We start from the raw sequence: 24,336 nt of genomic DNA on the forward strand, positions 1-24,336 counted from the left end.
CGGCCGGTTCACGGCTGCGGGGCCACGTGCACGCTTCTGAAGACCCAGCACAACCGTATGCCACAGGAGGCGTTAGGTGAAGCAAGGCACACCGCGCCTATACGACGAGGCGTTTGAACACGACAGCTGCGGCTTCGGTATCGTCGCGCAGATCGATGGCCATGCGAGCGCGAAGCTCGTAGACACCGCTTTTTCAGCGCTTTCGAAGCTTTCCCACCGCGGCGGCGTCAACGCCGACGGCATCAGCGGCGATGGTTGCGGCGTCCTCATCCGGCGTCCCGTCGAATGGCTGCGCGCGCTCGCGAGTGAGGCAGGCATCACGGTTTCCACGCAGTTTGCTGCCGGTGTCGTGTTCCTCGACAACGACACGCAGGCGCATGCGGTAGTTACACTTGAAACCGAACTCGTGGCTGCTGGCCTGCGTGTTGCCGGCTGGCGCGATGTTGCCGTCGATACCAACGCGTGCGGTCCGCTCGCGGCGTCTTCGATGCCGCTGGTACGCCAGGTCTTCGTCGACGCGCCGGGCGACATGCCGCCGGCGCGCTTCGAGGCAGCCCTGTTTCGCGCACGCCGCCGCGCCGAGCAGGCGCTGAAGGGCGACCGGCAGTTCTACGTGGTCTCGCTCTCCGGTGAAGTGGTCGGCTACAAGGCGATGGCCGCGCCGGGGCACCTGCGCGACGTGTATCCCGACCTCAAGCATCCCGCGCTGGTCGCGGATGCGGTGGTGTTCCACCAGCGCTTTTCGACGAACACGTCGCCGAAGTGGCGCCTCGCGCAGCCGTTCCGCTTCCTCGCCCATAACGGCGAGATCAACACCATCCGCGCGAACCGTCGCTGGATGCAGGCACGCGGCACCGTGATGCGTTCGGAGCGCGTCGATCTTTCCGATATCGGCCCGCTCGTCACGCAGGATGGCTCGGATTCGGAAAGCCTCGACAACGCGCTCGAAGTGCTGCTGATGGGCGGCATGGACCTGCTCACGGCGATGCGCGTCCTCGTGCCGCCCGCATACAGCGCGCGCGAAGACATCGACGAAGATCTCGCGGCGTTCTACGAGTACTACGCGCTGCACAGCGAGCCTTGGGATGGCCCGGCGGGCCTGGTGATGTGCGATGGGCGCTATGCCGCGTGCACGCTCGACCGCAACGGCCTGCGCCCGGCGCGCTGGGCGCTCTCCGACGACAACCACCTGATCGTCGCGTCGGAAGCGGGCCTGTGGGATGTGCCCTCATCGCGCATCGTCGCGAAGGGGCGCCTCGCACCCGGCGAAATGATCGCCGTGGATTTCCGCGAGCACCGCCTGCTGCGCGATGCCGATATCGACGCGATCAACCGCGCGCGCGCTCCGTTCCGCGACTGGCTGCGCGATGGCGTCACCTACCTCGAATCCGACCTGATCGACCCGAGCCTGGCCGCCGAACCGCTGCCGGCCGAAGAGCTGCGCCGCTACCAGAAGCTGTACGGGCTTTCCCGCGAGGAAAGCGAATCGGTGTTGAAAATCATCGCCGAGACGGAAGCGGAAGCCACCGGCTCCATGGGCGATGACACGCCGATGGCCGTGCTCTCGCGCCAGGTGCGTCCGTTGTTCGATCGGTTCCGCCAGGCCTTCGCCCAGGTCACCAACCCGCCGATCGATCCGCTGCGCGAGCGGCTGGTGATGTCGCTGGTGACCCAGATCGGCCAGGAGCGGAACATCTTCGATCTCGGTCCGGAAAACGCGAAGCAGATCCTGCTGAACTCGCCGATCCTCTCGCAGCGCAAGCTGCGCCAGATCCTGGCTACGCCCGCTTACGCGAATACGCCACGCTTCGACCTGATGTACGGTGCCGACGAAACGCTCGACCAGGCGATCCGGCGGATCTGCGATGACGTCGAGGCGGCCGTGCGCCGTGGCGTGGAGGTGGTCTTCCTCAGCGACCGCTATCCGCGACGCGACCTGCTGCCCATTCATTCGCTGCTGGCCACGGGCGCCGTGCATGCGCGCCTCGTCGAGACCGGCCTGCGATGTCAATGCAACATCATGGTCGAGACCGCGACGCCGCGTGATCCGCACCAGTTCGCCTGCCTGCTCGGCTTCGGCGCCACCGCGATCTACCCGTGGCTCGCCTACCAGAGCCTGTTCGACATGGGCCGCAGCGGCCATCTGCGCAAGGGTGAAGGCGCGCCGCGCGAGATCGGCCGCAACTACCGCAGGGGCATCCGCAAGGGCCTGCTGAAGATCCTCTCGAAGATGGGCATCTCCACCGTCGCTGGCTATCGCGGCGCGCAGTTGTTCGAGATCGTCGGCCTGTCCAGCGACGTGGTCGACCTGTGCTTCCCCGGCACGCCTTCGCGCGTCGGCGGCAGCACGTTCGCCGACCTGGAGGCGGAGCAGCGCCTGCTCGCCGCCGAAGCGTGGGATGAAGCCCAGTCGTTGCGCGCCGGTGGTCTCTACAAGTACGTGCATGGCGGCGAATACCACATGTACAACCCCGACGTGATCGCCAGCCTGCAGGTGGCGGTGCGCACGGGTGAGTGGAAGGATTACGAGAAGTACGCGCACTACGTCGACACACGGCCGGCATCGGCGCTACGCGACCTGCTGGTGCCGCGCGAAGCCACCGCCATTCCGCTCGACGAGGTCGAGCCGGCGGAGGCGATCCTCAAGCGCTTCGATTCCGCGGGCATGTCGCTGGGCGCGCTGTCGCCGGAAGCGCACGAGGCGCTGGCGATCGCGATGAACCGCCTCGGCGCACGTAGCAACTCCGGTGAAGGTGGCGAGGATCCCTCGCGTTACGGCACCGATCGCCAGTCGAAGATCAAGCAGGTGGCCTCGGGCCGCTTCGGCGTGACGCCCGCCTACCTCGTCAACGCGGAGGTCCTGCAGATCAAGATCGCGCAGGGCGCGAAGCCGGGCGAGGGCGGCCAGCTGCCAGGTCACAAGGTGGATGCCACGATCGCCCGGCTGCGCTATGCCAAGCCCGGCATCGGCCTGATCTCGCCGCCGCCGCACCACGATATCTATTCCATCGAAGACCTCGCCCAACTGATCCACGACCTGAAGGAAGTGAATCCGCAGGCGCTGGTGTCGGTGAAGCTGGTGTCGCACGCAGGCGTGGGCACAGTTGCTGCCGGCGTGGTGAAAGCCGGCGCCGACCTCATTACCGTCTCCGGCCACGATGGCGGCACCGGCGCCAGCCCGCTGACGTCGATCAAGTACGCCGGCACGCCGTGGGAACTCGGCCTCGCCGAGACCCAGCAGACCCTGCGCCTGAACGACCTGCGCGGCCGCGTGCGCCTGCAGACCGACGGCGGGCTGAAGACTGGCCTCGACGTGATCAAGGCGGCGATGCTCGGTGCGGAAAGCTTCGGCTTCGGCACCGGCCCGATGGTCGCGCTCGGCTGCAAGTACCTGCGCATCTGCCACCTCAACAACTGCGCGACGGGCGTGGCGACCCAGCACCCGGTGCTTCGGCAGAAGCATTTCATCGGCCTGCCCGACATGGTGATGAACTACTTCCGCTTCATCGCGGAAGACGTGCGCCGCCACCTCGCGCGGCTGGGCGTACGCTCGCTCGCCGAACTCATCGGCCAGGCAGGCCGACTCGAGCAGCGTGGCGGCATCACCGCGGTGCAGGAGCGTCTCGACCTGTCCGCGCTGATCGCAGAGGACGGGCTCGGCCAGAAGGTCGACTTCGCCTGCACGCTCGCACGTAATCCGATGCGTGATCCAGCGGCGCTGGCTTCGCGGATTTCGGCGGATGTTCGCCAGCTCGTGACCGATGGCCACGGTGGCACGTTCCGCTACCCGATCGTGAACACCGATCGCGCGATCGGTGCGCGCTTGTCCGGTGACATCGCCCGCCGTTGGGGCGACGCCGGCATGGCGGAACGCCCGATCCACCTGCACCTCACCGGTTCCGCCGGGCAAAGCCTCGGCGCGTGGAATGCGGCCGGCCTGCACATCGACCTCGTCGGTGAAGCCAACGACGGCGTGGGCAAGGGCATGGCCGGTGGCCGGCTCATCATCCGCCCGCCGGCGGATTCGCCGTTCAAGAGCCAGGACGCATCGATCATCGGCAATACCTGCCTCTACGGCGCGACCGGTGGCGAGCTGTTCGCCGCGGGGCAGGCGGGCGAACGCTTCGCCGTCCGTAACTCGGGCGCGCTGGCGGTCGTGGAAGGTGCGGGCGACCATTGCTGCGAATACATGACCGGTGGCGTCGTCGCCGTGCTGGGCCGTACCGGGCTGAACTTCGGCGCGGGCATGACGGGCGGCTTTGCCTACGTGCTCGATACCGAGCGCAACTTCGTCGACTGCTACAACCACGAACTCGTGGACATCCTGCGTATCTCCCACGAGGGCATGGAACATTACATGCAGCATCTCCGCCAGCTCATCGCCCGCCACGCCGAACTCACCGGCAGTGCCTGGGGCCGCCAGGTGCTTGGCGATTTCCGTGGACTGCTGCAGCGGTTCTGGCTGGTGAAACCCAAGGCCGCGAGCCTCGATGCCCTTGCCGAAGAACTGCGGAGTGCCGCATGAGCGCAAAAGACTTCCGCTTCCTCGAGATCGCGCGGCAGACGCCGCGCACGGTGCCTGTCGCGGTGCGCGTGCTCGGCTACGGCGAGATTTCCGGTGACTTCGCCTCGGCCGAGGCGTCCACGCAGTCGGGCCGCTGCATCGATTGCGGCAACCCGTATTGCGAACACGCCTGCCCGGTGCACAACTACATCCCGAACTGGCTGAAGCTGGTCCAGGATGGCCGCCTGTTCGAAGCCGCGGCGCTGATGCACGAGACGAATCCGCTGCCGGAAATCTGCGGGCGCGTGTGTCCGCAGGATCGCCTGTGCGAAGGCGCCTGTACGCTGGAGCAGGGCGACTTCGGTGCGGTGACGATCGGCAGCGTCGAGCGTTGGGTGACCGACGAAGCGTTCCGCCAGGGCTGGCGCCCGGATCTTTCCCGCGTGAAGGAGACCGGTGCGCGCGTGGCGATCGTCGGCGCGGGTCCGGCAGGCCTGGCCTGTGCCGATCGCCTGCGCCGTGCGGGCATCGCCGCCGATGTCTTCGATAAGCAACACGAGATCGGTGGCCTGCTGACCTTCGGCATTCCGCCGTTCAAGCTCGACAAGACCATCGTACGCACCCGCCGCGGCGTGCTCGAGGGCATGGGCGTGCGCTTCCACCTCGGTGTCGAGATCGGTCGTGACATCGAGTTCGATGAGCTGCTCAACGATTACGACGCGGTGTTCGTCGGCACGGGTGCCTACACCTATGTCGATGGCCAGCTCGAAGGCCGTGAGCTTGGTGGCGTGCATGACGCGTTGCCGTTCCTCATTGCGAATACGGAGCGGCTGCTACGCGAGCAGGCGCCCGCGCCGGAATACGACCTTGCCGGTAAGCACGTCGTCGTGCTCGGCGGCGGCGATACAGGCATGGACTGCAACCGCACGGCCATTCGCCTTGGTGCTGCGTCGGTCACGTGCGTCTACCGCCGCGACGAGCCCAGCATGCCGGGCTCGCGGCGCGAAGTGGGTTACAGCCGCGAAGAAGGCGTGCGCTTCCTGTTCCAGCGCCAGCCGGTGACGCTGGTCGGCGAGAACGGCAAGGTGAAGGCGGTGCGCGTCGTCGAGACCCAGCTGGTCGACGACGGCGATGGCCGCCCGCGCCCACGCAACGTGGAAGGCAGCGAAACCGACCTGCGCGCGGACGTCGTCATCCAGGCGTTCGGTTTCCAGCCCAGCCCGCCCGACTGGTGCGATGCGTTCGGCATCGCGCGCGATCGCAGCGGCCGCATCATCACGGGCGCGGACGGCGACCTGCCGCACCAGACCAGCCATGCGAAAATTTTTGCGGGTGGCGATAACGTGCGTGGCGCGGACCTCGTGGTGCGCGCGGTTTACGACGGCCGTGAAGCTGCCGTTTCAATCACGCGCATGCTGGCCACGAAGAAAGCCAACAGCACAGTTGCCGCATGAAACCCCTGTGGGAGCGCGCTTGCGCGCGATGGGTGCTCGCGTCACGGCCCATCGCCCCCGAAGAGGGGATAAACGCGCAATCTCAGCGCGCTCCCACAAGAGGTTGAAGTGACAAACGGCTCACGCGGAAAAGGCGCACAATACGCCATGCCCTCCACGGCGGCCCCCCACCCATGTGCCTGATCGCTTTCGCCTGGCGCGCCCACCCGCGCTGGCGCCTTGTCATGCTCGGTAACCGCGATGAATTCCATGCCCGTCCCACGGCGCCCCTGGCGCATTGGGATGAAGCGCCGCAGATCGCGGCGGGCCGCGACCTTGAAGCCGACGGAACGTGGGCAGGCGTCGCGCCCAACGGCCGCGCGAGCATCATCACCAACGTGCGCGACCTCCACGCCGACCACAGTGGGCTGTCGCGCGGGTTGCTGGTCGCCGACTACCTCGGTTCGAATCTCCCTGCCTCCGTCCACGCGCAGGAACTGATCGCCACCGCGCGTGACTACCGTCCCTTCAACCTGCTCACCTTCGACCACGACAGCGCGTACTACCTGGGAAACCATCCCGATGCACGCTACCAGCCGGTCAGCGATGGCATCCACGGGCTGTCGAACGCCGACTTCAATGCGCCGTGGCCGAAGACCCGCGCACTCACGCATCGCCTGGAGGCGTGGGCGCAAGACGAACGTGAAGACACGGAATCCCTGTTCCGCATGCTCTCCGACCAGGGCCGCTGGCCCGACGACCTGCTGCCCGACACCGGCATCGGCATCGAGCGCGAACGCTTCCTCTCCAGCGCCTTCATCGTCGGGGAGAACTACGGCACCCGGGCGAGTACGGTGGTGCTGGTCGGCCACGATGATGGGACCACGATCATCGAACGCCGCTTTGGGCCGAACGGTGTGCCTGAGGGCGAAACGGTGCTTGACCTCTCGCCGTAGGACGGGGTCGTCGATTCAGGGCTTATCGCGCTTCGCCTCGCGCAGGACGCCGCGGAACGGCCTTTCCGGCGTGCACGCGATGCTGATGCCCTGCGACGTGCATGCATGAAAGCCGTCTAGCAGCGACCTGGCTACGCCACGGTTCGTCTCGGTCAATCCGTCGATTTGGATGTGCGTGATATGCGCCATGCCACCCGTGTCATAGATCAGGTCGAACACCTTTCCGCTATCGGCGAATTCGCAGCGTTCGACCTTCATGCCGGTCGCGCACTTCTGGGTCGTCTTGCCCTCAAGTGCATTCTCCGGGTTGTAACCACTGTAAATGGTTACCTTCCCACCATCGGGCAGAGACATCTTGTAAAGCATGAAGTCCATGGGAAGCGACACATCAACCGATAGCCCGACGGGCACCGAGAAGCACACCGTATCGAGGTAGATGTTGCAGAACTGCGGTTCTTCTGCCTTCGCTGGTGCCGCCGAAGCATTTGCCGGAAGGTTCGCCATGGACGCAAACGCAATGGCCGCCGCAAGGAGCGTCGCGGTCTTCATGCCAGAAATGCGCGGCCGGCGGAGCCCATGCCGCAACGATGGACAGACTGCCCCGGTTGGTCGCTGATGGCGCATTTCCATGTCCTGTCCCTGGAGCCCCGATTTTTCAAAAGATTAGCCCGAAGGTGCGGGACCAACAAGGCGGCGCAAGCTCGCTGCTCGCAGGCGCGCCATTCTTCCCGGGCCGGCAAAAGTCTTTCACCCGGGCAGCGGTTGATCCAAGCCGCCGCTGCCCCGACGATGGTGGAATCCACTTTCCCACCGGGAGTCACCCATGAAGATCGACCTTTCCAAGCGTAGTGCCATCGTCACCGGTTCCACCGCCGGCATCGGCCTCGCCATCGCCCAGGGCCTGGCCGGCGCGGGCGCCAGCGTCGTGATCACCGGCCGCACCCAGGCGCGCGTCGACGCCGCCATCGCCGAGATCAAGAAGGCCGTGCCGGACGCGAAGCTCTCCGGCGTCGCCGCCGACCTCGGTACGGCCGAAGGCGCCGCCGCCCTGATCAAGGCCGTGCCCAGCACCGACATCCTCGTCAACAACCTCGGCATCTTCGAGCCGAAGGCCTTCTTCGATATCACCGACGAGGAATGGAGCCGCTTCTTCGAAGTGAACGTGAATTCGGGCGTGCGCCTGTCGCGTCACTATGCGAAGGGCATGGCGGACCGTGGCTGGGGCCGCGTGCAGTTCATCTCCAGCGAATCGGCCCTGCAGATCCCGGCCGAGATGGTCCACTACGGCATGACCAAGACCGCCCAGCTCGCCGTGTCGCGCGGCCTGGCTGAAACGCTTTCGGGTACGGGCGTTACGGTGAACTCGGTGCTCCCGGGCCCGACCCTGTCCGAAGGCGTGGGCGAATTCTTCAACAAGATCGCGAAGGACCAGGGCAAGTCGCTGGAAGAGGTCGAGAAGGACTTCATCAGCACCCACCGCCCGACCTCGCTGATCGAGCGCCTGCTCACCGTCGAGGAAGTGGCCAACATGTCGGTCTACCTCGCCTCCGAACAGGCCAGCGGCACGACCGGTGCGGCCGTGCGTGTCGACGGTGGCGTAGCCCGCCAGGTGGTCTAAGCAACGACCTTGCTCTTGTGGGAGCGGGCTTGCCCGCGATGGACCTGGCCGCAAGCACCCATCGCGCGCAAGCGCGCTCCCACAGTTCAATGCCTCAATCGACATCACCGTCGACGTAGTACCAACGACCGTCTTCGCGAACGAAGCGGCTGATCTCATGCATCTTCTTCGCGCTTCCGCCGCCGTAGCGCAGCCGTGCGATGAACTCGACAACGGCCGTAGCGGGCGTGGGGTTCTCATGGCGCTTCACCGTCAGCCCCAGCCATGTCGGCGCCGGTGACTGACTCGCCAGATCGAGCGCGGGCGGCCGTGTCGACGGATGCCACGACGCCAGCAGGTAGTCCTCCAGCCCCATCACGTACGCGCTGTAGCGCGAACGCATGAGCGCTTCCGCCGTGGGGGCGGGCTCACCGGCGTGCCAGCGGCCGCAGCAGTCAGGGTAGGGCTTGCCGGTGCCGCAGGGGCAGGCGGTGGCTGCATTCGGCATGGCCGGGTTCTCGAGCGATCAGAGGGCGCCCATGCTAACCGCTGTCTTCTGGCCGTGCGTGGTCGTTAGTCGACGTGACTCGAAACGATCAGTGCCGACAAGTCATATCCCATCGCCACAGCGGCCGCTTTCAACCGCTCGAACGTCGCCCGGTCCAGGTTCGGCGTACGCGACAGGATCCACAGGTATTTCCGCCCCGGCTGGCCAACCATCGACCACTGGTAGTCCTCGTCCAGGGCGATGACCCAGTAGTCGGCCCAAACGAGGGGCAGCCAGCGGAGCCAGGGTGGGACGAAGGTGACCTCGAGCTTGCCGCGGGCGAACGCCTCGGGGCGCCGGGCGATGCCCTGGCTGGCGATCTCGCCGTCTTCGGTACCGCAGCGGTTCTCCACGGCCACCGTGCCATCGACGTTCGGGGTATAGCGGGCGGTGACGTTCCCCGTGCACTTCCGCTGGAAATACATGGGCAGCCGGGCGATTTCGTGCCAGGTGCCGGCGTAGCGCTCCAGGTCGAGGTCGGCCACGGCCGTCACCGGCGCGGAGGCGATGCCTGGGTTGGCCATGGCCCCGTTCAGGGCCGCGAGGAGGTCGCGCATGGCTGGATTCCGTTAAAGCGAACGCACTACGATGCCGATGACGGGTGAATCCCCAATAAATTGCGCCACCGGAACCGTGCCATGGACCACGACGACAGCCCCGCCAAACGCCCGCTCTTCACGCGGCTGCGCGAGCGGCTGGTGTCGCCGGGGGCGGCTCACGTGGATTCCGAGGCAGGGATGATCGTCGCGACGCCGGGCGTGTTCAGGATGCGCGAGGTGCCGCTGGCCCGGGTTTTCCGGGTCGAGGCCGGCAACCGCGATACGGACGCCTGGGACAACGTGTTCCTGTTCTTCCACGTCGATGGGGAAGAGACCCTGGTGCTTTCCGAGCACGACAAAGGGTTCGTCGAGCTGGTCGATGACCTGCGGGCGACCTTTCCCGGCATTGAGGGCTGGGAGTCCGCCGTGCCCTCGGTGAAGTTCCAGCTGACCTCGGTGGACCTGTGGCGTCGCGATGCGCCCGAGGGGCCTGTCGCCGATACGGCTGAGGCGCCGTAACAATCAGGGTTGCAGATGGTCCGTTGTGGGAGCGCGCTTGCGCGCGATGGGCCTGCGGAAGAGCATCGCTCGCAAGCTCACTCCCACAAGATGGCGATGACCCTGGCGTTAGCCGCCAGCGTAAGTCGCTCTGCATCGAAGACGGAATCGCCGGCGCTGACGGGGTGTCCGTCGGCGGTGCCCGAGCCTTCGACGACATAGGCGACCGTCGTACCGACGAACTCGCCCGGGCCGCGCAGTACCTCAACGCGCGCGCTGCCCACGCCACGCCGCACCATCAGGTTGAAGTCACGCGTGGCGCCTCCGGCGAGGCGTACATCCACCTTCGCCTCTCCGGGGAATGCAAACGGCTCACACGGCGTGGTCAGCGCGTGTTCGCGCTGGCCATCCAGGATCATGGTGAATCCCGCGCCTTCGAGCAGCACGATGGTGCGATCGATGCCAGGGAACACAGAGAACGGCGAGGCGGTATCGACATCGGCGATGCTGACCCGCCACGCGAAATCCTCCATCGACGCGCCGGCCGGTTCGACCGCCAGCTCACGCGTGATACCCAGCCCGTTCTTCCACGGCACGGCTTTCAGTTCGTCAAAGCGAATGATCTTCATGCGACGCGCTCGATCTCACGGGCGAAGGGTGGGAGCGCGCGTAGCATGCCGGTGCCGTAGCGCTTGGTGATGACGCGGCGATCGAGCAGCACGATGCGGCCGGTGTCGGTTTCCGTACGAATCAGGCGCCCGCAGTACTGCGTGAGGATGCGCGTGGCATCCGGCACGCTGACTTCGATAAACGGATTGCGGCCGCGCGATTCGAGCCATTCGGCGTAGGTGGCGCCGACCGGATCGGTCGGTACAGCGAACGGGAGTTGGGTAACGACCACCGTTTCGCACAGCTTGCCGGGCAGGTCGAGGCCTTCGCCGAACGAGGCCAGGCCGAAGATCGTGCTGCCCTTGCCGGCTTCGATATCCGCGCAGTGTTCGGCGATCAGCTGGGCTTTCGCCAGCGAACCCTGCGCACGTACGCGGCGCACGTGGTCAATCGGCAACACCTGCAACACGCGGTCGAGCTTCGCACGCGAGGTGAACAGCACGAGGTTGCCGGCATCCCAGTCGAGGTGCTTCGCCAGCCAGCCCGCGACTTCGCGTGCGTGGCCTTCGCGGTCGTCGGGCAGCGTGTTGAAGGCGGGGACTTCCAGCTTCGCCTGTCGCTCCAGGTCGAACGGAGAAGGCAGGCTGATGGTGACCGCTTCGTTCGGCAGGCCGACGGAATCGGCGAAGCCGCGGAAGTTACCGCCCGCGGAGAGCGTCGCGGAGGTCATCACCACCGCCGACGCGTTGTCCCACAGCACGTTGCGCAGCAAGCCGCCCGCGGATACCGCGGAGGCATGGCAGATGAGCTGCTGGTCCGAGCCCATGCTCACCCAGCGCGCCAGCGGCGGGCCGTTCTCGCGATCCTCGGTCGACCACGCGTACCACGTGCGCACCTGGCGCTCGAGTCGCTCCAGCGCCATGCCCAGCTCGCGCGAGAGAGCTTCCTGCGTGGGGCCACCGGCTTCCATTTCCACGACGGTGCGGCGCACCGTGCGCAGCCAGCGCTGCACGTCGCGCGTCACCGTATGCAGGTGCGAGGCGTGGATTACCCAGTTTTCGGGCAACTGGCCGAGCGAAGCGCGGAACACGGGCTCCAGCTCGCTGGACGAAGGCGTCCATGAAAGCCGGATCTCGCGCTCGATCTCCTCCAACGCGTTCGACATCTCCAGCATCTTCTCGTCGCCGGTTTCCAGCGTGAGGTTGCCGATGGATTCCTTGTCGGTAAGCGAATACGCCGCGTGCACCTGGTTCTGCAGGCGGCCGATGCGGCGCACCGCGCTTGCGAGATGCACGTCGGCGGCGCCGCGATCAATCGCCTTCGACGGCACGTGATGCGCCTCGTCGAAGATGTACAGGGTTTCTTCGGGCTTCGGCAGGATCACGCCGCCGAACGTGTCTTCATCGCGCGGCATGGTCAGGTCGGCGAGGACCAGGTCCTGGTTCGCGACGACGATGTCCGCTTCGCCAATCGCGCGGCGGGCGAGGAAGAACGGGCAAACAGCAAAGGCGTTGCACTTGCGGCCGGTGCACCCGCCAGCGCTGGTGGTGATCATGCCGCGCACCAGATCCGACAGCGGCTCCGGGCTGGTATCGATATCGCCGTTCCACTCGCGCGACTCAAATGCCTTGCCGAGCTTCTCGATGGCCTTCGTATCGCGCTCGGCCGGCGGCCGTGACCACAGCGCCACATCGGCGTCGAAATCGAAGCCGCCCTGGGCGCTGGGCTCCGAGCCAGCCATGCGGAGGTTGCGCGGGCACAGGTAACGCGCGCGGCCCTTGGCCAGGGCCACCTTGGCCTCGACGCCGCACAGCTTCATGTACTGCGGGATATCGCGCTGGACCAGCTGTTCCTGCAGGGCCACGGTCGCGGTGGCGATCACCAGCTTCTTCTTCTGCGCCCGCGCCACCTCGAGCCCGCCGATCAGGTAGGCCATGGACTTACCGGTGCCGGTGGGCGCTTCGATCACGGCCGCGCCCGCCGGCTCAGCCAGCGCCTTGGCGACCTCGGCGATCATCTTCAGCTGCGACGGACGCCCGCGGAACCCCGCAAGGCCGTCCTTCAGGCGCGCATAGGCGGCGCGGATCGCGGCTTTGGTGTCTTCGGTGAGCATAGCCCACCAAGGTTACCTTATCGGGGTCTCACCCCGTGTCGTCAGCGCGCGTGGATCGGCGGGCTGAGCGGTGCGCCGGCGACCAGTCCCGCCACCACCCAGGTGTGTTCCTCCCACGTGCCGTCGGCCTGCTGGACGTGGATGGCGACCGGGCGGCCGAGGCTGTCGGAGAGACCAGGGGCCAGGCCTTCAGCGGCGTGGATGGCGTCGGCTTGCGTGGGATACCGGCCGAGCGTGTCGGCGGTACCGTGGCGGACGATCCACGGTCCCTGTGTCGATTCGTTGTACGGAATGAACAGTTGGGCGGAGCTCGATGCCATGGAACCCTCGCATAGGTCGGTGGTCAGGCCAGACGAACGGGCCGGGGGCGGATGCCGCGGGCCTTGGGTTCCGACGCTACGCCTAAGCGGCTAAAAAAACCATTAAGCCTTGTTCCGCAAGGGTTTACGAAGCAAAAGGGCGCGCCGGAAACAGTCTGGGGCGTGGGAGTTGATTAACCCCGTGGCCTCCATCCAGGCGAAAACGATGGTCGGCCCCACGAAGGTGAACCCGCGCTGCTTCAGCGCCTTGGAGACCTGCTCCGAGAGCGGGCTGTTCGGCGGCACCGGGCCCTCCCAGGCCATGGGCTCGCCGCCAACGAAATGCCAGCAGAACGTGGCGAAATCCTCGCCGGCGTCGCGCATGGCCAGGTAGGCCTTCGCATTGTTGATGGCGGCGCCGATCTTGCTCCTCGAGCGGATGATCCCCGGGTCAGCGAGCAGGCGCTCCACCTCGCGCGGACCATAGGCCGCCACGACCTCCGGGTCGAAGCCCTCGAACGCGGCGCGGAAGCCATCGCGGCGGGCGAGGATCGTCCGCCACGACAGGCCGGCCTGGAACCCGTCCAGGACCAGTTTCTCCCAGAGCTTGCGGCCATCGCGCTCGGGGACGCCCCATTCGCGGTCGTGGTAACCGCGCATGAGCTCGTCCGCCTCGCCCCAGGCGCAGCGGACCAGGCCGTCACTCACCCGGCGAAGCCGAGGTAATCCAGCTTGCCGACGCCGACGCCGTTGTGGCGGAGGATGTCGTACGCGGTGGTGATGTGGAAATAGAAGTTGGGCAGGGCGAAGACCATGAGGTACTCGCTCGCCGTGAAGGTGCGCTCGTTCGGGCCGAACTTGCGCGTGATCGTGCGCGATGCGCCGGCATTCACCTTCTCCGCAGGTACGGACTTGATGAAGTCCACCGTGCCGTTGATGCGCGCGATCAGCTGGTCGATCGTGGTTTCGTTGTCTTCGAACGCCGGCGGATCGACCTCGGCCACGCGGGCGATGCCGAACTTGGCGGTGTCGCTGGCGCGCTGGACCTGGCCGGCGAGGTTCAGCATGTCGGGGGCGAGACGCTGCTCGACCAGGGCGTCACCGCCATGTTCCTTCGCCTTGGCCAGCAGGTCGGCAAGGACGCGGAAACCGCGGATGTAGGCGGCTGCGGAGGCTTCGTGTAGCGAGATGCTCATGGCGGTGGCTCCTGGGTAATCCATCGATGTTGGGGCGGGCGGGGCGCGCCTTCAAGGCCCGTGCGCGCTGGAACCCAAGGGACTACCATCACCCGCCATCCCCGCCACGAACGGTCCCCCATGTCCTCTTCCCCACCGGCACCCGACGCGATCGTCGCGGTGCGTGGCCTGTCCAAGGAATACAAGACGGGCTTCCAGGCACTCAAACATGTCGATCTCGAGATCAGGCGCGGCGAAATCTTCGCGCTGCTCGGCCCTAACGGCGCCGGCAAGACCACGCTGATCAGCATCATCTGCGGCATCGTCAACGGCACGGGTGGCAGCGTGGCCGTCGATGGCCACGACATCGTGCGTGACTACCGCGCCGCGCGCAGCCTGATCGGCCTGGTGCCGCAGGAGCTTTCCACCGATGCGTTCGAGACGGTGTGGGCGACGGTGAACTTCAGTCGCGGCCTGTTCGGCAAGGCACCGAACCCCGTATACCTCGAGCGGATCCTGCGCGAACTCTCGCTGTGGGAGAAGAAGGATTCGAAGATCATGGCGCTCTCCGGCGGCATGAAGCGCCGCGTGCTGATCGCCAAGGCGCTCTCGCACGAGCCGCGCGTGCTGTTCCTCGACGAACCCACCGCCGGCGTGGACGTCGAGCTGCGCCACGATATGTGGCAGATGGTGCGTCGCCTGCGCGAATCGGGCGTCACCATCATCCTCACCACGCACTACATCGAAGAGGCCGAGGAAATGGCCGACCGCATCGGTGTCATCAACCACGGCGAGCTGATCCTCGTGGAAGACAAGCGGACGCTGATGCAGAAGCTGGGCAAGAAGCAGCTTTCCCTGACCTTGCAGGCTCCGCTCCAGTGCGTGCCGGAAGGGCTCGAGCACTGGCCCCTGGAGTTGTCGAAGGACGGCCTGAGCCTGACCTACACCTTCGATACGCAGGCCGACGACACGGGTATCGCCGAACTCCTGAAGAAGCTCGGCGCGCTCGGTATCGACTTCAAGGACCTGCACTCCAGCGAGAGCTCGCTGGAAGATATCTTCGTCAGCCTCGTCAGGGGAGGTGGCCTGTGAATATCCACGGCATCCGCGCCATCTATCGTTTCGAGATGGCCCGTACGTTCCGCACGCTGACCCAGAGCATCGCGTCGCCCGTGCTTTCGACGTCGCTGTACTTCATCGTGTTCGGCGCGGCGATCGGCTCACGCATGGGCGCGATAGGCGGCGTGAGCTACGGCGCCTTCATCATCCCGGGCCTCATCATGCTTTCGTTGCTCAACGAGAGCATCTCGAACGCCTCGTTCGGCATCTACATGCCGAAATGGGCGGGCACGATCTACGAACTGCTCTCCGCCCCGGTGAACTATGTCGAGGTGGTGCTTGGTTACGTCGGCGCGGCGGCGACGAAGTCGATGATCCTTGGCGCGCTGATCCTCGTGACGTCCCGCCTGTTCGTCGATTACCAGATCATGCACCCGGTCTGGATGGTCGCGTTCCTGATGCTGACCGCGGTGACCTTCAGCCTGTTCGGTTTCATCATCGGCCTGTGGGCGGATGATTTCCAGAAACTGCAGGTGGTGCCGCTCATGGTGATCACGCCGCTCACCTTCCTCGGTGGCAGCTTCTACTCCATCAACATGCTGCCGCCGTTCTGGCAGAAAGTGACCCTGTTCAACCCGGTGGTGTACCTGGTGAACGGCTTCCGCTGGAGCTTCTACGGGCAGGCCGACGTGAACGTCGTGGTGAGCGTATCGGCCACCGTGGGCTTCATGCTGGTGTGCCTCGCCATCGTGTGGTGGATCTTCCGCACGGGGTGGAAGCTGAAGAACTGAGTTGCCGACACTGTTGTGGGAGCGGGGGGGGGGGGCGGGGGGGGGGGCCCCCCCACCAAAACCCCCCCCCCCCCCCCCCCCCCCCCCCACGACGGCCGGATTGCTTACTCCGGCTTGCCGATGAAATCGGACTTGCCGAGCACCACGCCGACGCCGCGCAGGATCGCGTAGGCGGTGGTGCAGTGGAAATAGACGTTCGGCAGCACGAAGCCGAGCAGGTACGGCTGGCCCTTGAAGTGCATGTCGCCCGAGCGCAGCTTCAGCACGATCTCGCGGTTCTCGCTGCCGTCGATCTGTTCCGGCTTGAAACCCTTCAGCATGTCGATGACCGAGGCGATGCGCGCCTGCAGCTGGTCGAACGTGGTTTCGTTGTCTTCCATCTTCGGGGCTTCTTCGCCGGCGAGGCGGAAGGCGGCGCCCTTGGCCATGTCGGTGGCGATCTGCACCTGGCGGACCAGGGGGAACATGTCCGGGGTGATGCGGGTGTTCAGCAGCACTTCTTCGGCGATGTTGCGTTCCTTCGCGTGTTCGGCACCCTTCTTCAGCACGCCGGAGAGGTTCGTCAGGGCGCGGACGAGGACGGGGACGGTGGTCTGGTACATCGTGATGGACATGGACGGGCTCTTGGTGGTGGGTCGGCCGGCTGGCCGGGGCGGCGCGTATTGTGCGCGCGAAAAGCTACGATAGGGGCATGAGCGAGCCCGAGGCAGAACGGTCGACACGGCGCGGCGCCCTGGACATCCTGCGGGTGCGCCGGGCGCAACGGCTGCTCGATCGGCTGTTCAAGGGGTTGCCGCTCGCATCGCGCCTGCGCGTGGGCCTGTTCATGGCGTTCAAGGCCATGCTCGCCTCGATCACGGCTTACGGCGCCGGCTACCTGCTGAGGCCGGAGGAGGCGTTCTGGGCCGCGATCAGCGCGGTCGCGGTGACCCAGCCCCACTATGGCGACACGCGCGGGGCGGGCCGCGACCGGGTGCTCGGCACGACCTTCGGCGGCATCGCGGGCCTGCTTGGCCTGTGGGTCGGCGGCACGGGCGACCTGGTGTCGTTCGCGCTGGCCCTGGCGCTGGTCACCGTGGCGTGCTGGACCGCGAACGCGGGTGCGGCGGCGAAGATCGGCGGTATCACCTCGGCCATCGTGCTGCTGGTGCCGGCGACCGGCCCGCGCTGGGAGGTGGCCGCATCCCGGCTGGGCGAGGTGATATGCGGCACGGTATGCGCGCTGGTGGTGGGCTGGCTGGTATCCCGCCTGGAACACCGCGTGGAAGCAAAGGCTGAAGGGGACGAGGGTTGATCCGCAAACATTCCGAACACCACCGGCTAGGCCGCCTGGGCTGGCTGCGCGCCTCCGTGCTGGGCGCCAACGACGGCATCCTTTCCACCGCCAGCCTGCTGGTCGGCGTGGCATCCGCGGAAGCGGGCGCTTCCAGCGTGATGATCGCGGGCGTGGCAGGCCTGGTCGCTGGCGCGATGTCGATGGGCGCGGGCGAGTACGTTTCCGTGAGCTCGCAGGCCGATAGCGAACGCGCCGAGCTGGCGGTGGAGCTGCGCGAGCTGCGCGAGGACCCGCATGGCGAGCACAAGGAACTCACGGAGATTTACGTGCACCGTGGGCTCGACCGCGAGCTGGCGCGCAAGGTGGCCGAACAGTTGATGGCGCATGACGCGCTGGAAGCGCATGCGCGCGACGAACTGGGCCTGTCGTCCGCCACGGCCGCGCGGCCGTTGCAGGCGGCCGCGGCCTCGGCGGCCAGCTTCGCCGTGGGCGCGATCGTGCCGATCCTCGCGACGGCCGCCACGCCACGCGAGCACATGGCGACGGTGACGGTCGCGGTCTCGCTGGCCGCACTGGCGGTGTTGGGCGCGACGAGCGCGCGGCTTGCCGGCGCGGCGATGTGGCGCGGTGTCGTGCGGATCCTGTTCTGGGGTGCGGCGGCGATGGCGCTTACGGCGGTGGTTGGGCGGCTATTTGGCGTTGCGGCGTAGCCATCGCGCGCAAGCGCGCTCCCACAACCTCTCTGTAGCGTTGTGGGAGTGAGCTTGCGAACGATGCTTTCGTGGGAGCGCGCTTGCGCGCGATGGCCTCAGCCAGCCACGCAGCGGTTACGCCCGCCGTTCTTCGCCGTGTAAAGCGCGAGGTCGGCGCGTTCGAACACGGACTGCGGTGTATCGCCCTGGCGGAACTGCGCCACGCCGATCGAGGCGGTGACGCGCACCGGCTGGCGGCTGGCGTGGAAGGCGAGGTGCTGGATCTTCCCGCGCAACCGCTCGCATACCTGCAGCGATTCGGCTTCATCGGCACCATCGAAGATGACAATGAATTCCTCGCCGCCGTAACGCGCGACGAAATCCACCGGGCGCACGTGCTTAAGCAGCGCCTGGCCGATCACACGCAGCACCGCGTCGCCCGCGGTATGCCCATACGTATCGTTGATGCTCTTGAAATGGTCGATGTCGATCGCGGCGATGGAGAGCGCGCGCGACGTCGTCAGCCAGCTCTCGTAAGCCGCCTCGATACGCTTCTCGTAGGCCAGCCGGTTCGGCATGCCGATCATCGTGTCGGTCTGGGCCAGCTCGTGCTCGCGCTCCAGCGAACGCTGCAACGCATTGCGCTCGGTCTCGAGCTGCTCGACGCGCTGGCGCATCTTCTCGGCGCGGTCACGGTACGCGGTGAGGCGCGAGCCCTCGCGTTCGCGGAAATCGCGGAAGCACGCGGCGATCGTCTCGAGGCTTGCGTTCACCCGCTCGCGCAGCTCGTGCGCATCCTCGGCCTCGAGGATCGCTTCGCTGAGCAGGCGCATCTCGTGGGCCACCGAGGCATCCAGGGCCTGGCCGTTGGATTCGCCGGTGGACTGGTCCGCGAGCTCGCGGGCCATGTACTGGGTCATCTCGTCGAGGCGGCCCGCCACGTGGCGCAGCACCGCCTGCAGGGCATCGATCTCGCGCTGCATACCGATGCGCTGCTCGTTGACCAGGTCGGCGAGGCGGTCGCTGCAGGTCGCCAGGGCCACCAGGTCGCCCGCATCGGCCACGTCGCGGCGCAGGCCGTTGGCGCGGTCGGCCAGCTTGGGCTGGACGACGATCCGGTCGACGAGGCGGTGCAGGGAGGCCTGGACCGACGAGCCGTACTCGGTGCGCTGCGGCCGGGTGATCGGGATGGCGCGCTCTTCCGGGACGCGCAGGGGCCGGGTGGCCAGGCCTTCCAGGGAGTCGCGCAGGCTGTTGGAAAGGGTTTCCAGCACCATGGCGTCCGCCGCCCCGGCGGCAAGCGCCGCGCTCAGGCGCTCGATGTGCGGATCGACCTGGTCATGCGCCCCATGGGCGGCGCGGGTAAGGCTGGCGACGAGCTGGCGGAGCACGGACTCCACGGCCCGCCATTGGGCTTCCTCACGGGTGAGCCGTTCGACGGACTCGCGGTATTTATTTTCCCAGAGCTGGCTGTCCAAACGCACGCCCCGACCGTCGCGTGAAGTTTCTCAAATACGTCGCGCATCATACGATGAAATCTGGGAATTTCGATCTGCCTTATGGGGGATCCTGCGGGCCGGGCATCCACCGCGTCGCCCGGGCCGCCACGACCGCCCCGACGCCGATCAGCACGGCCGCGAGCAGGAAGGCGACCCCCGGCACATGGACCGTCCGCTCCGGGGCGATCGAGAAGGCGAAGATCTGCGCGAACAGGTACGGGCCGAAGATCCCGGCGAAGCTGCCCAGGCTGGTGATCGCGCCCTGCAGCCGGCCCTGCTGGTCGGCGGAGACGCAGCGGGTCATGATCGATTGCATCGGCGGCCCCGACAGGCCCCAAAGCGCCATAAGCGGGATGCCGAGCAGGAACACCCAGCCGGTATTGGCCAGGCCCATGACCGCGAAGGCCAGCGTGCCGAAGAGCAGGCCGGTGACCAGGATCTTCCGCTCGCCGAAGCGGCTGGTGAGCCGGCCGGTCAGGAACGCCTGCACGGAGCCGTCGCACGCACCAACCAGGGCCAGCACGAAGCCCACCGCCTGCGCGCCCCAGTGGTAGCGGTAATCGGCGTAGAGCACGAAGGTGGTCTGGAGCACGTAGTGCGCCAGGTAGAACAGGAAGGTGACGATGGCCAGCCCGAACACCGTGGGGCTGCAGCGGAGCAGGCGCAGGGCACCCATGGGGTGCGCGGTGTGCGGCTCGAAACGGGCGGCGCGGCGTTCCGGCGGCAGCGATTCGGGCAGGATGAAGAAGCCATACAGGAAGTTGGCGAGGGCCAGCCCCGCGGCGACCCAGAACGGCAGGCGCAGGTCGATGCCGCCGAGGAAACCACCGAGCGCCGGGCCGATGATGAAGCCGATGCCGAACGCGCCGCCCAGCAGGCCGAACGCGCCCGCGCGCTTTTCCGGCGGCGTGACATCGGCGATGTAAGCGTTGGCCGTGGTGAAGCTCGCCGCCGTCATGCCGGAAATGATGCGGCCCACGAACAGCAGCCACAGCGACGGCGCGAGCGCCATCAGCACGAAATCCAGGCCCAGGCCCAGGTTCGAGAGCAGGATCACGGGGCGCCGGCCGAACCGGTCGGAGAGGGCGCCCTGGATCGGCGAGGAAAAGAACTGCACGGCGGCGAACACCGTGCCGAACACGCCCACCCACCACGCGGCGTTGCTCACGGTGCCGCCGGTCATCGATTCGATCAGGTGCGGCAGCACCGGGATGATGATGCCGAACGCCAGGATGTCGATGAGCACGGTGATGAAGACGAAGACCACCGCCGCGCGACGCACGGGGGTGGCCAGCACGGTGTGTTCGGCGTCAGACATAGCCCAGTGCTTTCAGTCGCGGTGCGACGATGGGAATGGTCATCATGGTGCTGGCGACGGCCATGAGCAGCAGCGCGGTGAACGTCTCGCTGGTGATCATGTGCTTATCGAGCAGCACGTTGACGAAGATGATCATGATGAGGGCCTTGGTCTGCAGCAGCCAGCCGATCAGCCAGGCATCGCCACGCTTCCAGCCGAGCAGCTTGCCCGCCAGGCCGACGCCGGCCAGCTTGCCGACGACCGACGCCACCAGCAGTACGCCCGCCGCTACGAACACGGCGGTGCCGCCGATGTTCCAGTTCGTGCGCAGGCCGGTCGACAGGAAGTAGATCGGCATGATGGTCAGCAGCACGTTGTGGCGCAGGCCGTCGAGGCGTTCGAGATCGAACCAGTCGCGCTCCATGATCGCACCGGCGAGGAACGCGCCGACCATGAAGTGCAGGCCGCACCAGTCGGCGCCGTAGGCCACGGCGGCAAGCCAGATCAGGCTGACGTAATAGCGGTCGGTTTCCTTCAGGCGCGCCATCAGCAAGCGGAACGCCCACGCCGCAACGGCGAAGATGGCGAGGAAGGCGGCCTGGTGGCCGACGCGCTTCCAGTCCAGCAGCAGGATCGCTAGCACCGCCCAGATGGCGATGTCGTCGAGGCTGGCATAACGCAGCACGCGCTGGCCCAGTGGGGCACGGAGGATGTCGAGCTTCTCCATCAGCAGGATCAGGATCGGCAGGGCGGTGACGGCGCAGGACATGCCGATGCCCAGCACGAACTGCCAGGGCTGGGTACCTTCGCCGATCCAGCCGCTGCGCCACGCCATGAGGCCCAGTGCGGCCGCACAGCCGGCGGCGAGCGGCGCGCCCAGCGCCAGGGCGGCGGTGGTCCCGCATTCCTTGCGCTGGCGCCACACCTCGCGGAGATCCAGCTCGATGCCGGCGATCATGACGAACAACATGACAGCCCACCACGCGATGCCGTTCAGCGCACCGATGACCGGCGGCGCGAACACCGTGGCGTAGTAATCGGGGAAGGCCTTGCCCAGCACGCCTGGCCCCAGCAGGATGCCGGTCATGATCTGCACCACGACCAGCGGTGCCCAGTAGTCAGTGCGGAAGATCCGCCAGATCAGGTAAGGCACGCCAAGGATGATCACCATGGCGACCAGGAACAATTCCGTTGTACTCATCAAGTCCTCCCCAGGATCGGGAGAGGGTAGCTGACCGGCGCGGCCGCGCCAATCGGGCTACTGCGGCGGCTGGGTCAGCTCGCGTGCATTGAGGTAGCCATCCTTGTTCGTATCCAGCTTGTGGAACTGATGGATGAGGTTGCGCTGGAACTCATCCAGGTGGATCGGTCGGGCACCGGGGCGCATCGGGCCGTCGTTCGCATCGATCACGCCATCGCCATTGATGTCCATGCGCTGGAAGCCCTGGCTCATGTAACGGACGTATTCCGCATCATCCACCTTGCCATCGCCATTGGCGTCCACCCGCCGCAGGTATTCCTTCGGCGTGCTGGGGAAATCCTGGGCGGCCGCGGCGGTGGCGGCGAAGAGGGCGAAGGCGGCCAGCAGGCCGCGGGAAGTCCGGTACATGGAAACCTGCATAGGTGTTTGTCGGTCGTGTCGGAGCGGCGTACTCTCGAAGGACTGCGTCCAATCCGGGAACCTTCCATGATCCATGAGAGCATCCTCGACACGATCGGCCGCACCCCGATCGTGCGCCTGCCCCGCATCGCCCCCAGGCACGTCAGTCTGTATGCGAAGGTGGAATCCTTCAATCCCGGTGGGTCGGTCAAGGATCGCCTGGCCATCGCGGTCATCCTCGATGCCGAACAGAAAGGCCTGCTCAAGCCCGGCGATACGGTGATCGAAGCCACCTCCGGCAACACCGGCGTCGCCCTCGCCATGGTCTGCGCGGCCAAGGGTTACAAGTTCGTGGCCACGATGGCCGACTCCTTCTCCGTCGAGCGGCGCAAGCTCATGCGCGCCTATGGCGCCAAGGTCATCCTGACGCCTGCCGCCGAGCGCGGCAGTGGCATGGTGAAGAAGGCCGAGGAACTCGCGGCGAAGCACGGCTGGTTCCTCCCGCGCCAGTTCCAGAACCCGGCCAACCCGGCCTACCACCGCCAGACCACCGCCGCCGAGATCCTCCAGGACTTCGCTGGCCGCCGCCTCGATGCGTTCGTGACCGGCTGGGGCACCGGCGGCACGCTCACCGGCGTGGGCGAGGTGCTGAAGGTCGCCCGGCCGGAGGTGAAGATCATCGCCTGCGAACCGGCGGCCGCGCCGCTGCTCCAGGACAAGCCATGGTCGCCGCACAAGATCCAGGGCTGGACGCCGGACTTCGTCCCCGACGTTCTGAACCGCAAGGTCTTCGACCAGGACTTGGTCGTCGATGAGGTGGTCGCCCGTGACACCGCCCGCCGCCTTGCCGCGGAGGAAGGCCTGTTCGTCGGCGTGTCCGCCGGCGCCACGGTCGCCGCGGCACTCGAGTATGCGAAGGGCGCCGCCGAAGGCAGCGTCATCCTCGCCATGCTCCCCGACACCGGCGAACGCTACCTCTCCACCTTCCTGTTCGAAGGCGTGAACGAAGGCACGGACGAGGATTGGCTCAACAGCCTCTAAAGCATTCGAGTGCCAGACCCATTGTGGGAGCGCGCTTGCGCGCGATAGGGCTAGCCGCGAGCACCCATCGCGCGCAAGCCCGCTCCCACAAACCCATGGGAAAAGCTGAACCCATGACGCGATGGGAACATCCCCAACGCACGATCATCACGCCCGCGGCGGCAACGTGGACTCCTCAGCATGCCCAAGGAGACCCCACCCATGTCCCTCTTCCGCAAGAGCCTCACGGCGGAACTCGGTGGCCGCGCCCAGCGCCTGGCCGGTGCGCTTACCCACGACCGTGCGCTTGAGCTGAAGGGCGCCGCCCGGCAGTACGCCGGCCACGCTGGCGTCGTCGCCTCGCGCGTCGGTGATGATGTGCGCGAGCTTCTCGCCCAGGCCGAGAAACGGGCCAGCCGTTTCGCCAACCACGCAGGCCATCGGTCCGTCGACCTGGCCGCCCTCGCACAGAAACAGGCCAGTGAGCTGGCCGAACTCGCGGGCGCGCAGGCAGGCAATGCCGCGACCCGTGCCGGCAAGCGCGCAAGCAAGGCCGCCGCACGTGCCGGCAAGCAGGCCAGCGCCGCTGCAGCGCGTGCCGGTAAACAGATGCGCAGTCATCCGCGCACCTCGATCGCCGTGGGTGCCGGTCTTGGTATCGCCGCGCTTACCGCCGCGTGGCTGCTCCGTCGTCACCAGCTCAAGCAGCAGGCCGAACTGGAATACGACGAACACGACCCGACCCGCTACCGCGCGAGCAACGACTCCGGCGACGCGCTGGATGGCTCGGGTGAGGACAACCCGGTGCCGGGTGAGAGCGGGTTGTACTGAT

At 66.9% G+C, this 24,336-nt stretch carries 24 protein-coding genes; 11 read left to right on the forward strand and 13 right to left on the reverse strand.

Annotated features, from left to right (window positions below):
- Positions 1-76 precede the first annotated feature (76 nt).
- From gltB to ACZ6YI_RS09895, 3 genes are all read left to right on the forward strand, one after another.
- Entirely contained in the window at positions 77-4,525 is a 4,449-nt protein-coding gene (gene gltB / locus ACZ6YI_RS09885) for a glutamate synthase large subunit (RefSeq protein WP_465778493.1), read from the forward strand.
- The gene (locus tag ACZ6YI_RS09890) at positions 4,522-5,958 is read left to right on the forward strand and encodes an FAD-dependent oxidoreductase (protein WP_465778494.1); all 1,437 of its coding nucleotides are present in this window, start codon (positions 4,522-4,524) and stop codon (positions 5,956-5,958) included. The genes gltB and ACZ6YI_RS09890 overlap by 4 nt, the downstream gene beginning before the upstream one ends.
- Positions 5,959-6,131: 173 nt before the next feature.
- Complete coding sequence (locus ACZ6YI_RS09895) at positions 6,132-6,893, forward strand: NRDE family protein (protein ID WP_465778495.1); 762 nt, start codon at positions 6,132-6,134, stop codon at positions 6,891-6,893.
- 15 nt (positions 6,894-6,908) lie between these two features.
- On the opposite strand, the gene ACZ6YI_RS09900 is transcribed toward ACZ6YI_RS09895, so the two are convergent.
- Positions 6,909-7,442 (reverse strand): hypothetical protein, encoded by a 534-nt coding sequence (locus ACZ6YI_RS09900; RefSeq protein ID WP_465778496.1) that lies wholly within the window; start codon positions 7,440-7,442, stop codon positions 6,909-6,911.
- A gap of 274 nt (positions 7,443-7,716) precedes the next feature.
- On the opposite strand from ACZ6YI_RS09900, the gene ACZ6YI_RS09905 reads away from it, so the two are divergent.
- A complete protein-coding gene (locus ACZ6YI_RS09905; protein ID WP_465778497.1) occupies positions 7,717-8,511 on the forward strand; it encodes an SDR family NAD(P)-dependent oxidoreductase in 795 nt (264 codons plus the stop codon).
- Positions 8,512-8,605: 94 nt separating this feature from the next.
- On the opposite strand, the gene ACZ6YI_RS09910 is transcribed toward ACZ6YI_RS09905, so the two are convergent.
- Positions 8,606-8,998: a YchJ family protein gene (locus ACZ6YI_RS09910; RefSeq protein ID WP_465778498.1), complete on the reverse strand. Its 393-nt coding sequence runs from the start codon at positions 8,996-8,998 to the stop codon at positions 8,606-8,608.
- A 65-nt stretch (positions 8,999-9,063) separates the two neighbouring features.
- Complete coding sequence (locus tag ACZ6YI_RS09915) at positions 9,064-9,594, reverse strand: lipocalin family protein (RefSeq protein WP_465778499.1); 531 nt, start codon at positions 9,592-9,594, stop codon at positions 9,064-9,066.
- Positions 9,595-9,675: 81 nt separating this feature from the next.
- Here ACZ6YI_RS09915 and ACZ6YI_RS09920 point away from each other — a divergent pair, with 81 nt between their 5' ends.
- Complete coding sequence (locus ACZ6YI_RS09920) at positions 9,676-10,095, forward strand: hypothetical protein (RefSeq protein ID WP_465778500.1); 420 nt, start codon at positions 9,676-9,678, stop codon at positions 10,093-10,095.
- 77 nt (positions 10,096-10,172) lie between these two features.
- Here ACZ6YI_RS09920 and ACZ6YI_RS09925 read toward each other — a convergent pair whose 3' ends face one another.
- The 5 genes from ACZ6YI_RS09925 to ACZ6YI_RS09945 all read right to left on the reverse strand — a co-directional run bounded on the left by ACZ6YI_RS09925 (position 10,173) and on the right by ACZ6YI_RS09945 (position 14,291).
- Positions 10,173-10,703, reverse strand: coding sequence for a HutD/Ves family protein (locus ACZ6YI_RS09925; protein WP_465778501.1), 531 nt, complete (start codon positions 10,701-10,703; stop codon positions 10,173-10,175).
- On the reverse strand, positions 10,700-12,796 hold the full coding sequence (dinG, locus tag ACZ6YI_RS09930; protein ID WP_440329034.1) for an ATP-dependent DNA helicase DinG: 2,097 nt from the start codon (positions 12,794-12,796) through the stop codon (positions 10,700-10,702). The genes ACZ6YI_RS09925 and dinG overlap by 4 nt, the downstream gene beginning before the upstream one ends.
- A gap of 41 nt (positions 12,797-12,837) precedes the next feature.
- Positions 12,838-13,116, reverse strand: coding sequence for a DUF2188 domain-containing protein (locus ACZ6YI_RS09935; RefSeq protein ID WP_440329036.1), 279 nt, complete (start codon positions 13,114-13,116; stop codon positions 12,838-12,840).
- 102 nt (positions 13,117-13,218) lie between these two features.
- Positions 13,219-13,803, reverse strand: coding sequence for a DNA-3-methyladenine glycosylase I (locus ACZ6YI_RS09940; protein ID WP_465778502.1), 585 nt, complete (start codon positions 13,801-13,803; stop codon positions 13,219-13,221).
- Positions 13,800-14,291, reverse strand: a complete 492-nt coding sequence (locus tag ACZ6YI_RS09945; protein ID WP_465778503.1) for a DUF1993 domain-containing protein — start codon at positions 14,289-14,291, stop codon at positions 13,800-13,802. Before ACZ6YI_RS09945 ends, ACZ6YI_RS09940 begins: the two co-directional genes overlap by 4 nt.
- A gap of 120 nt (positions 14,292-14,411) precedes the next feature.
- Between ACZ6YI_RS09945 and ACZ6YI_RS09950 the strand changes: the two genes are divergently transcribed.
- On the forward strand, positions 14,412-15,362 hold the full coding sequence (locus tag ACZ6YI_RS09950; RefSeq protein WP_440329041.1) for an ABC transporter ATP-binding protein: 951 nt from the start codon (positions 14,412-14,414) through the stop codon (positions 15,360-15,362).
- Positions 15,359-16,120: an ABC transporter permease gene (locus tag ACZ6YI_RS09955; protein ID WP_440329042.1), complete on the forward strand. Its 762-nt coding sequence runs from the start codon at positions 15,359-15,361 to the stop codon at positions 16,118-16,120. Before ACZ6YI_RS09950 ends, ACZ6YI_RS09955 begins: the two co-directional genes overlap by 4 nt.
- A gap of 104 nt (positions 16,121-16,224) precedes the next feature.
- Here the strand turns inward: ACZ6YI_RS09955 and ACZ6YI_RS09960 are convergent, their stop codons facing one another.
- On the reverse strand, positions 16,225-16,734 hold the full coding sequence (locus ACZ6YI_RS09960) for a DUF1993 domain-containing protein (RefSeq protein ID WP_440329044.1): 510 nt from the start codon (positions 16,732-16,734) through the stop codon (positions 16,225-16,227).
- A gap of 77 nt (positions 16,735-16,811) precedes the next feature.
- On the opposite strand from ACZ6YI_RS09960, the gene ACZ6YI_RS09965 reads away from it, so the two are divergent.
- Together ACZ6YI_RS09965 and ACZ6YI_RS09970 are read left to right on the forward strand one after the other, a co-directional pair.
- Positions 16,812-17,414: an FUSC family protein gene (locus tag ACZ6YI_RS09965; RefSeq protein ID WP_465778504.1), complete on the forward strand. Its 603-nt coding sequence runs from the start codon at positions 16,812-16,814 to the stop codon at positions 17,412-17,414.
- Positions 17,411-18,106: a VIT1/CCC1 transporter family protein gene (locus ACZ6YI_RS09970; protein WP_465778505.1), complete on the forward strand. Its 696-nt coding sequence runs from the start codon at positions 17,411-17,413 to the stop codon at positions 18,104-18,106. Before ACZ6YI_RS09965 ends, ACZ6YI_RS09970 begins: the two co-directional genes overlap by 4 nt.
- A 98-nt stretch (positions 18,107-18,204) precedes the next feature.
- On the opposite strand, the gene ACZ6YI_RS09975 is transcribed toward ACZ6YI_RS09970, so the two are convergent.
- The 4 genes from ACZ6YI_RS09975 to ACZ6YI_RS09990 form a co-directional block, all read right to left on the reverse strand.
- Entirely contained in the window at positions 18,205-19,572 is a 1,368-nt protein-coding gene (locus tag ACZ6YI_RS09975) for a GGDEF domain-containing protein (RefSeq protein WP_465778506.1), read from the reverse strand.
- A 73-nt stretch (positions 19,573-19,645) separates the two neighbouring features.
- Positions 19,646-20,905, reverse strand: a complete 1,260-nt coding sequence (locus tag ACZ6YI_RS09980) for a TCR/Tet family MFS transporter (protein WP_465778507.1) — start codon at positions 20,903-20,905, stop codon at positions 19,646-19,648.
- Positions 20,898-22,085: a cation:proton antiporter gene (locus ACZ6YI_RS09985; protein WP_465778508.1), complete on the reverse strand. Its 1,188-nt coding sequence runs from the start codon at positions 22,083-22,085 to the stop codon at positions 20,898-20,900. The genes ACZ6YI_RS09980 and ACZ6YI_RS09985 overlap by 8 nt, the downstream gene beginning before the upstream one ends.
- Positions 22,086-22,142: 57 nt before the next feature.
- Positions 22,143-22,493 carry an EF-hand domain-containing protein gene (locus tag ACZ6YI_RS09990; protein ID WP_465778509.1) on the reverse strand — a complete coding sequence of 117 codons (351 nt, stop codon included), beginning with the start codon at positions 22,491-22,493 and terminating at the stop codon, positions 22,143-22,145.
- 78 nt (positions 22,494-22,571) lie between these two features.
- Here ACZ6YI_RS09990 and cysK point away from each other — a divergent pair, with 78 nt between their 5' ends.
- Together cysK and ACZ6YI_RS10000 are read left to right on the forward strand one after the other, a co-directional pair.
- Positions 22,572-23,525, forward strand: coding sequence for a cysteine synthase A (gene cysK / locus ACZ6YI_RS09995; RefSeq protein ID WP_465778510.1), 954 nt, complete (start codon positions 22,572-22,574; stop codon positions 23,523-23,525).
- Between the two features lie 201 nt (positions 23,526-23,726).
- Positions 23,727-24,335, forward strand: coding sequence for an EGFR-like transmembrane domain-containing protein (locus tag ACZ6YI_RS10000; RefSeq protein ID WP_465778511.1), 609 nt, complete (start codon positions 23,727-23,729; stop codon positions 24,333-24,335).
- Position 24,336: the final 1 nt, after the last annotated feature.

This window comes from Luteibacter sp. NPDC104163 (genome assembly GCF_055584245.1).

Excerpts from the sequence above, each read along its gene's own strand:
- ACZ6YI_RS09985 (WP_465778508.1), bottom strand. The coding sequence starts at position 22,085 with ATGAGTACAACGGAATTGTTCCTGGTCGCCATGGTGATCATCCTTGGC.
- ACZ6YI_RS09900 (WP_465778496.1), bottom strand. The coding sequence starts at position 7,442 with ATGAAGACCGCGACGCTCCTTGCGGCGGCCATTGCGTTTGCGTCCATG.
- dinG (WP_440329034.1), bottom strand. The coding sequence starts at position 12,796 with ATGCTCACCGAAGACACCAAAGCCGCGATCCGCGCCGCCTATGCGCGC.
- ACZ6YI_RS09895 (WP_465778495.1), top strand. The coding sequence starts at position 6,132 with ATGTGCCTGATCGCTTTCGCCTGGCGCGCCCACCCGCGCTGGCGCCTT.
- ACZ6YI_RS09920 (WP_465778500.1), top strand. The coding sequence starts at position 9,676 with ATGGACCACGACGACAGCCCCGCCAAACGCCCGCTCTTCACGCGGCTG.
- ACZ6YI_RS10000 (WP_465778511.1), top strand. The coding sequence starts at position 23,727 with ATGTCCCTCTTCCGCAAGAGCCTCACGGCGGAACTCGGTGGCCGCGCC.
- ACZ6YI_RS09950 (WP_440329041.1), top strand. The coding sequence starts at position 14,412 with ATGTCCTCTTCCCCACCGGCACCCGACGCGATCGTCGCGGTGCGTGGC.
- ACZ6YI_RS09960 (WP_440329044.1), bottom strand. The coding sequence starts at position 16,734 with ATGTCCATCACGATGTACCAGACCACCGTCCCCGTCCTCGTCCGCGCC.
- ACZ6YI_RS09890 (WP_465778494.1), top strand. The coding sequence starts at position 4,522 with ATGAGCGCAAAAGACTTCCGCTTCCTCGAGATCGCGCGGCAGACGCCG.
- ACZ6YI_RS09990 (WP_465778509.1), bottom strand. The coding sequence starts at position 22,493 with ATGTACCGGACTTCCCGCGGCCTGCTGGCCGCCTTCGCCCTCTTCGCC.
- ACZ6YI_RS09945 (WP_465778503.1), bottom strand. The coding sequence starts at position 14,291 with ATGAGCATCTCGCTACACGAAGCCTCCGCAGCCGCCTACATCCGCGGT.
- ACZ6YI_RS09910 (WP_465778498.1), bottom strand. The coding sequence starts at position 8,998 with ATGCCGAATGCAGCCACCGCCTGCCCCTGCGGCACCGGCAAGCCCTAC.
- ACZ6YI_RS09935 (WP_440329036.1), bottom strand. The coding sequence starts at position 13,116 with ATGGCATCGAGCTCCGCCCAACTGTTCATTCCGTACAACGAATCGACA.
- ACZ6YI_RS09965 (WP_465778504.1), top strand. The coding sequence starts at position 16,812 with ATGAGCGAGCCCGAGGCAGAACGGTCGACACGGCGCGGCGCCCTGGAC.
- ACZ6YI_RS09905 (WP_465778497.1), top strand. The coding sequence starts at position 7,717 with ATGAAGATCGACCTTTCCAAGCGTAGTGCCATCGTCACCGGTTCCACC.
- cysK (WP_465778510.1), top strand. The coding sequence starts at position 22,572 with ATGATCCATGAGAGCATCCTCGACACGATCGGCCGCACCCCGATCGTG.
- ACZ6YI_RS09980 (WP_465778507.1), bottom strand. The coding sequence starts at position 20,905 with ATGTCTGACGCCGAACACACCGTGCTGGCCACCCCCGTGCGTCGCGCG.
- ACZ6YI_RS09925 (WP_465778501.1), bottom strand. The coding sequence starts at position 10,703 with ATGAAGATCATTCGCTTTGACGAACTGAAAGCCGTGCCGTGGAAGAAC.
- ACZ6YI_RS09915 (WP_465778499.1), bottom strand. The coding sequence starts at position 9,594 with ATGCGCGACCTCCTCGCGGCCCTGAACGGGGCCATGGCCAACCCAGGC.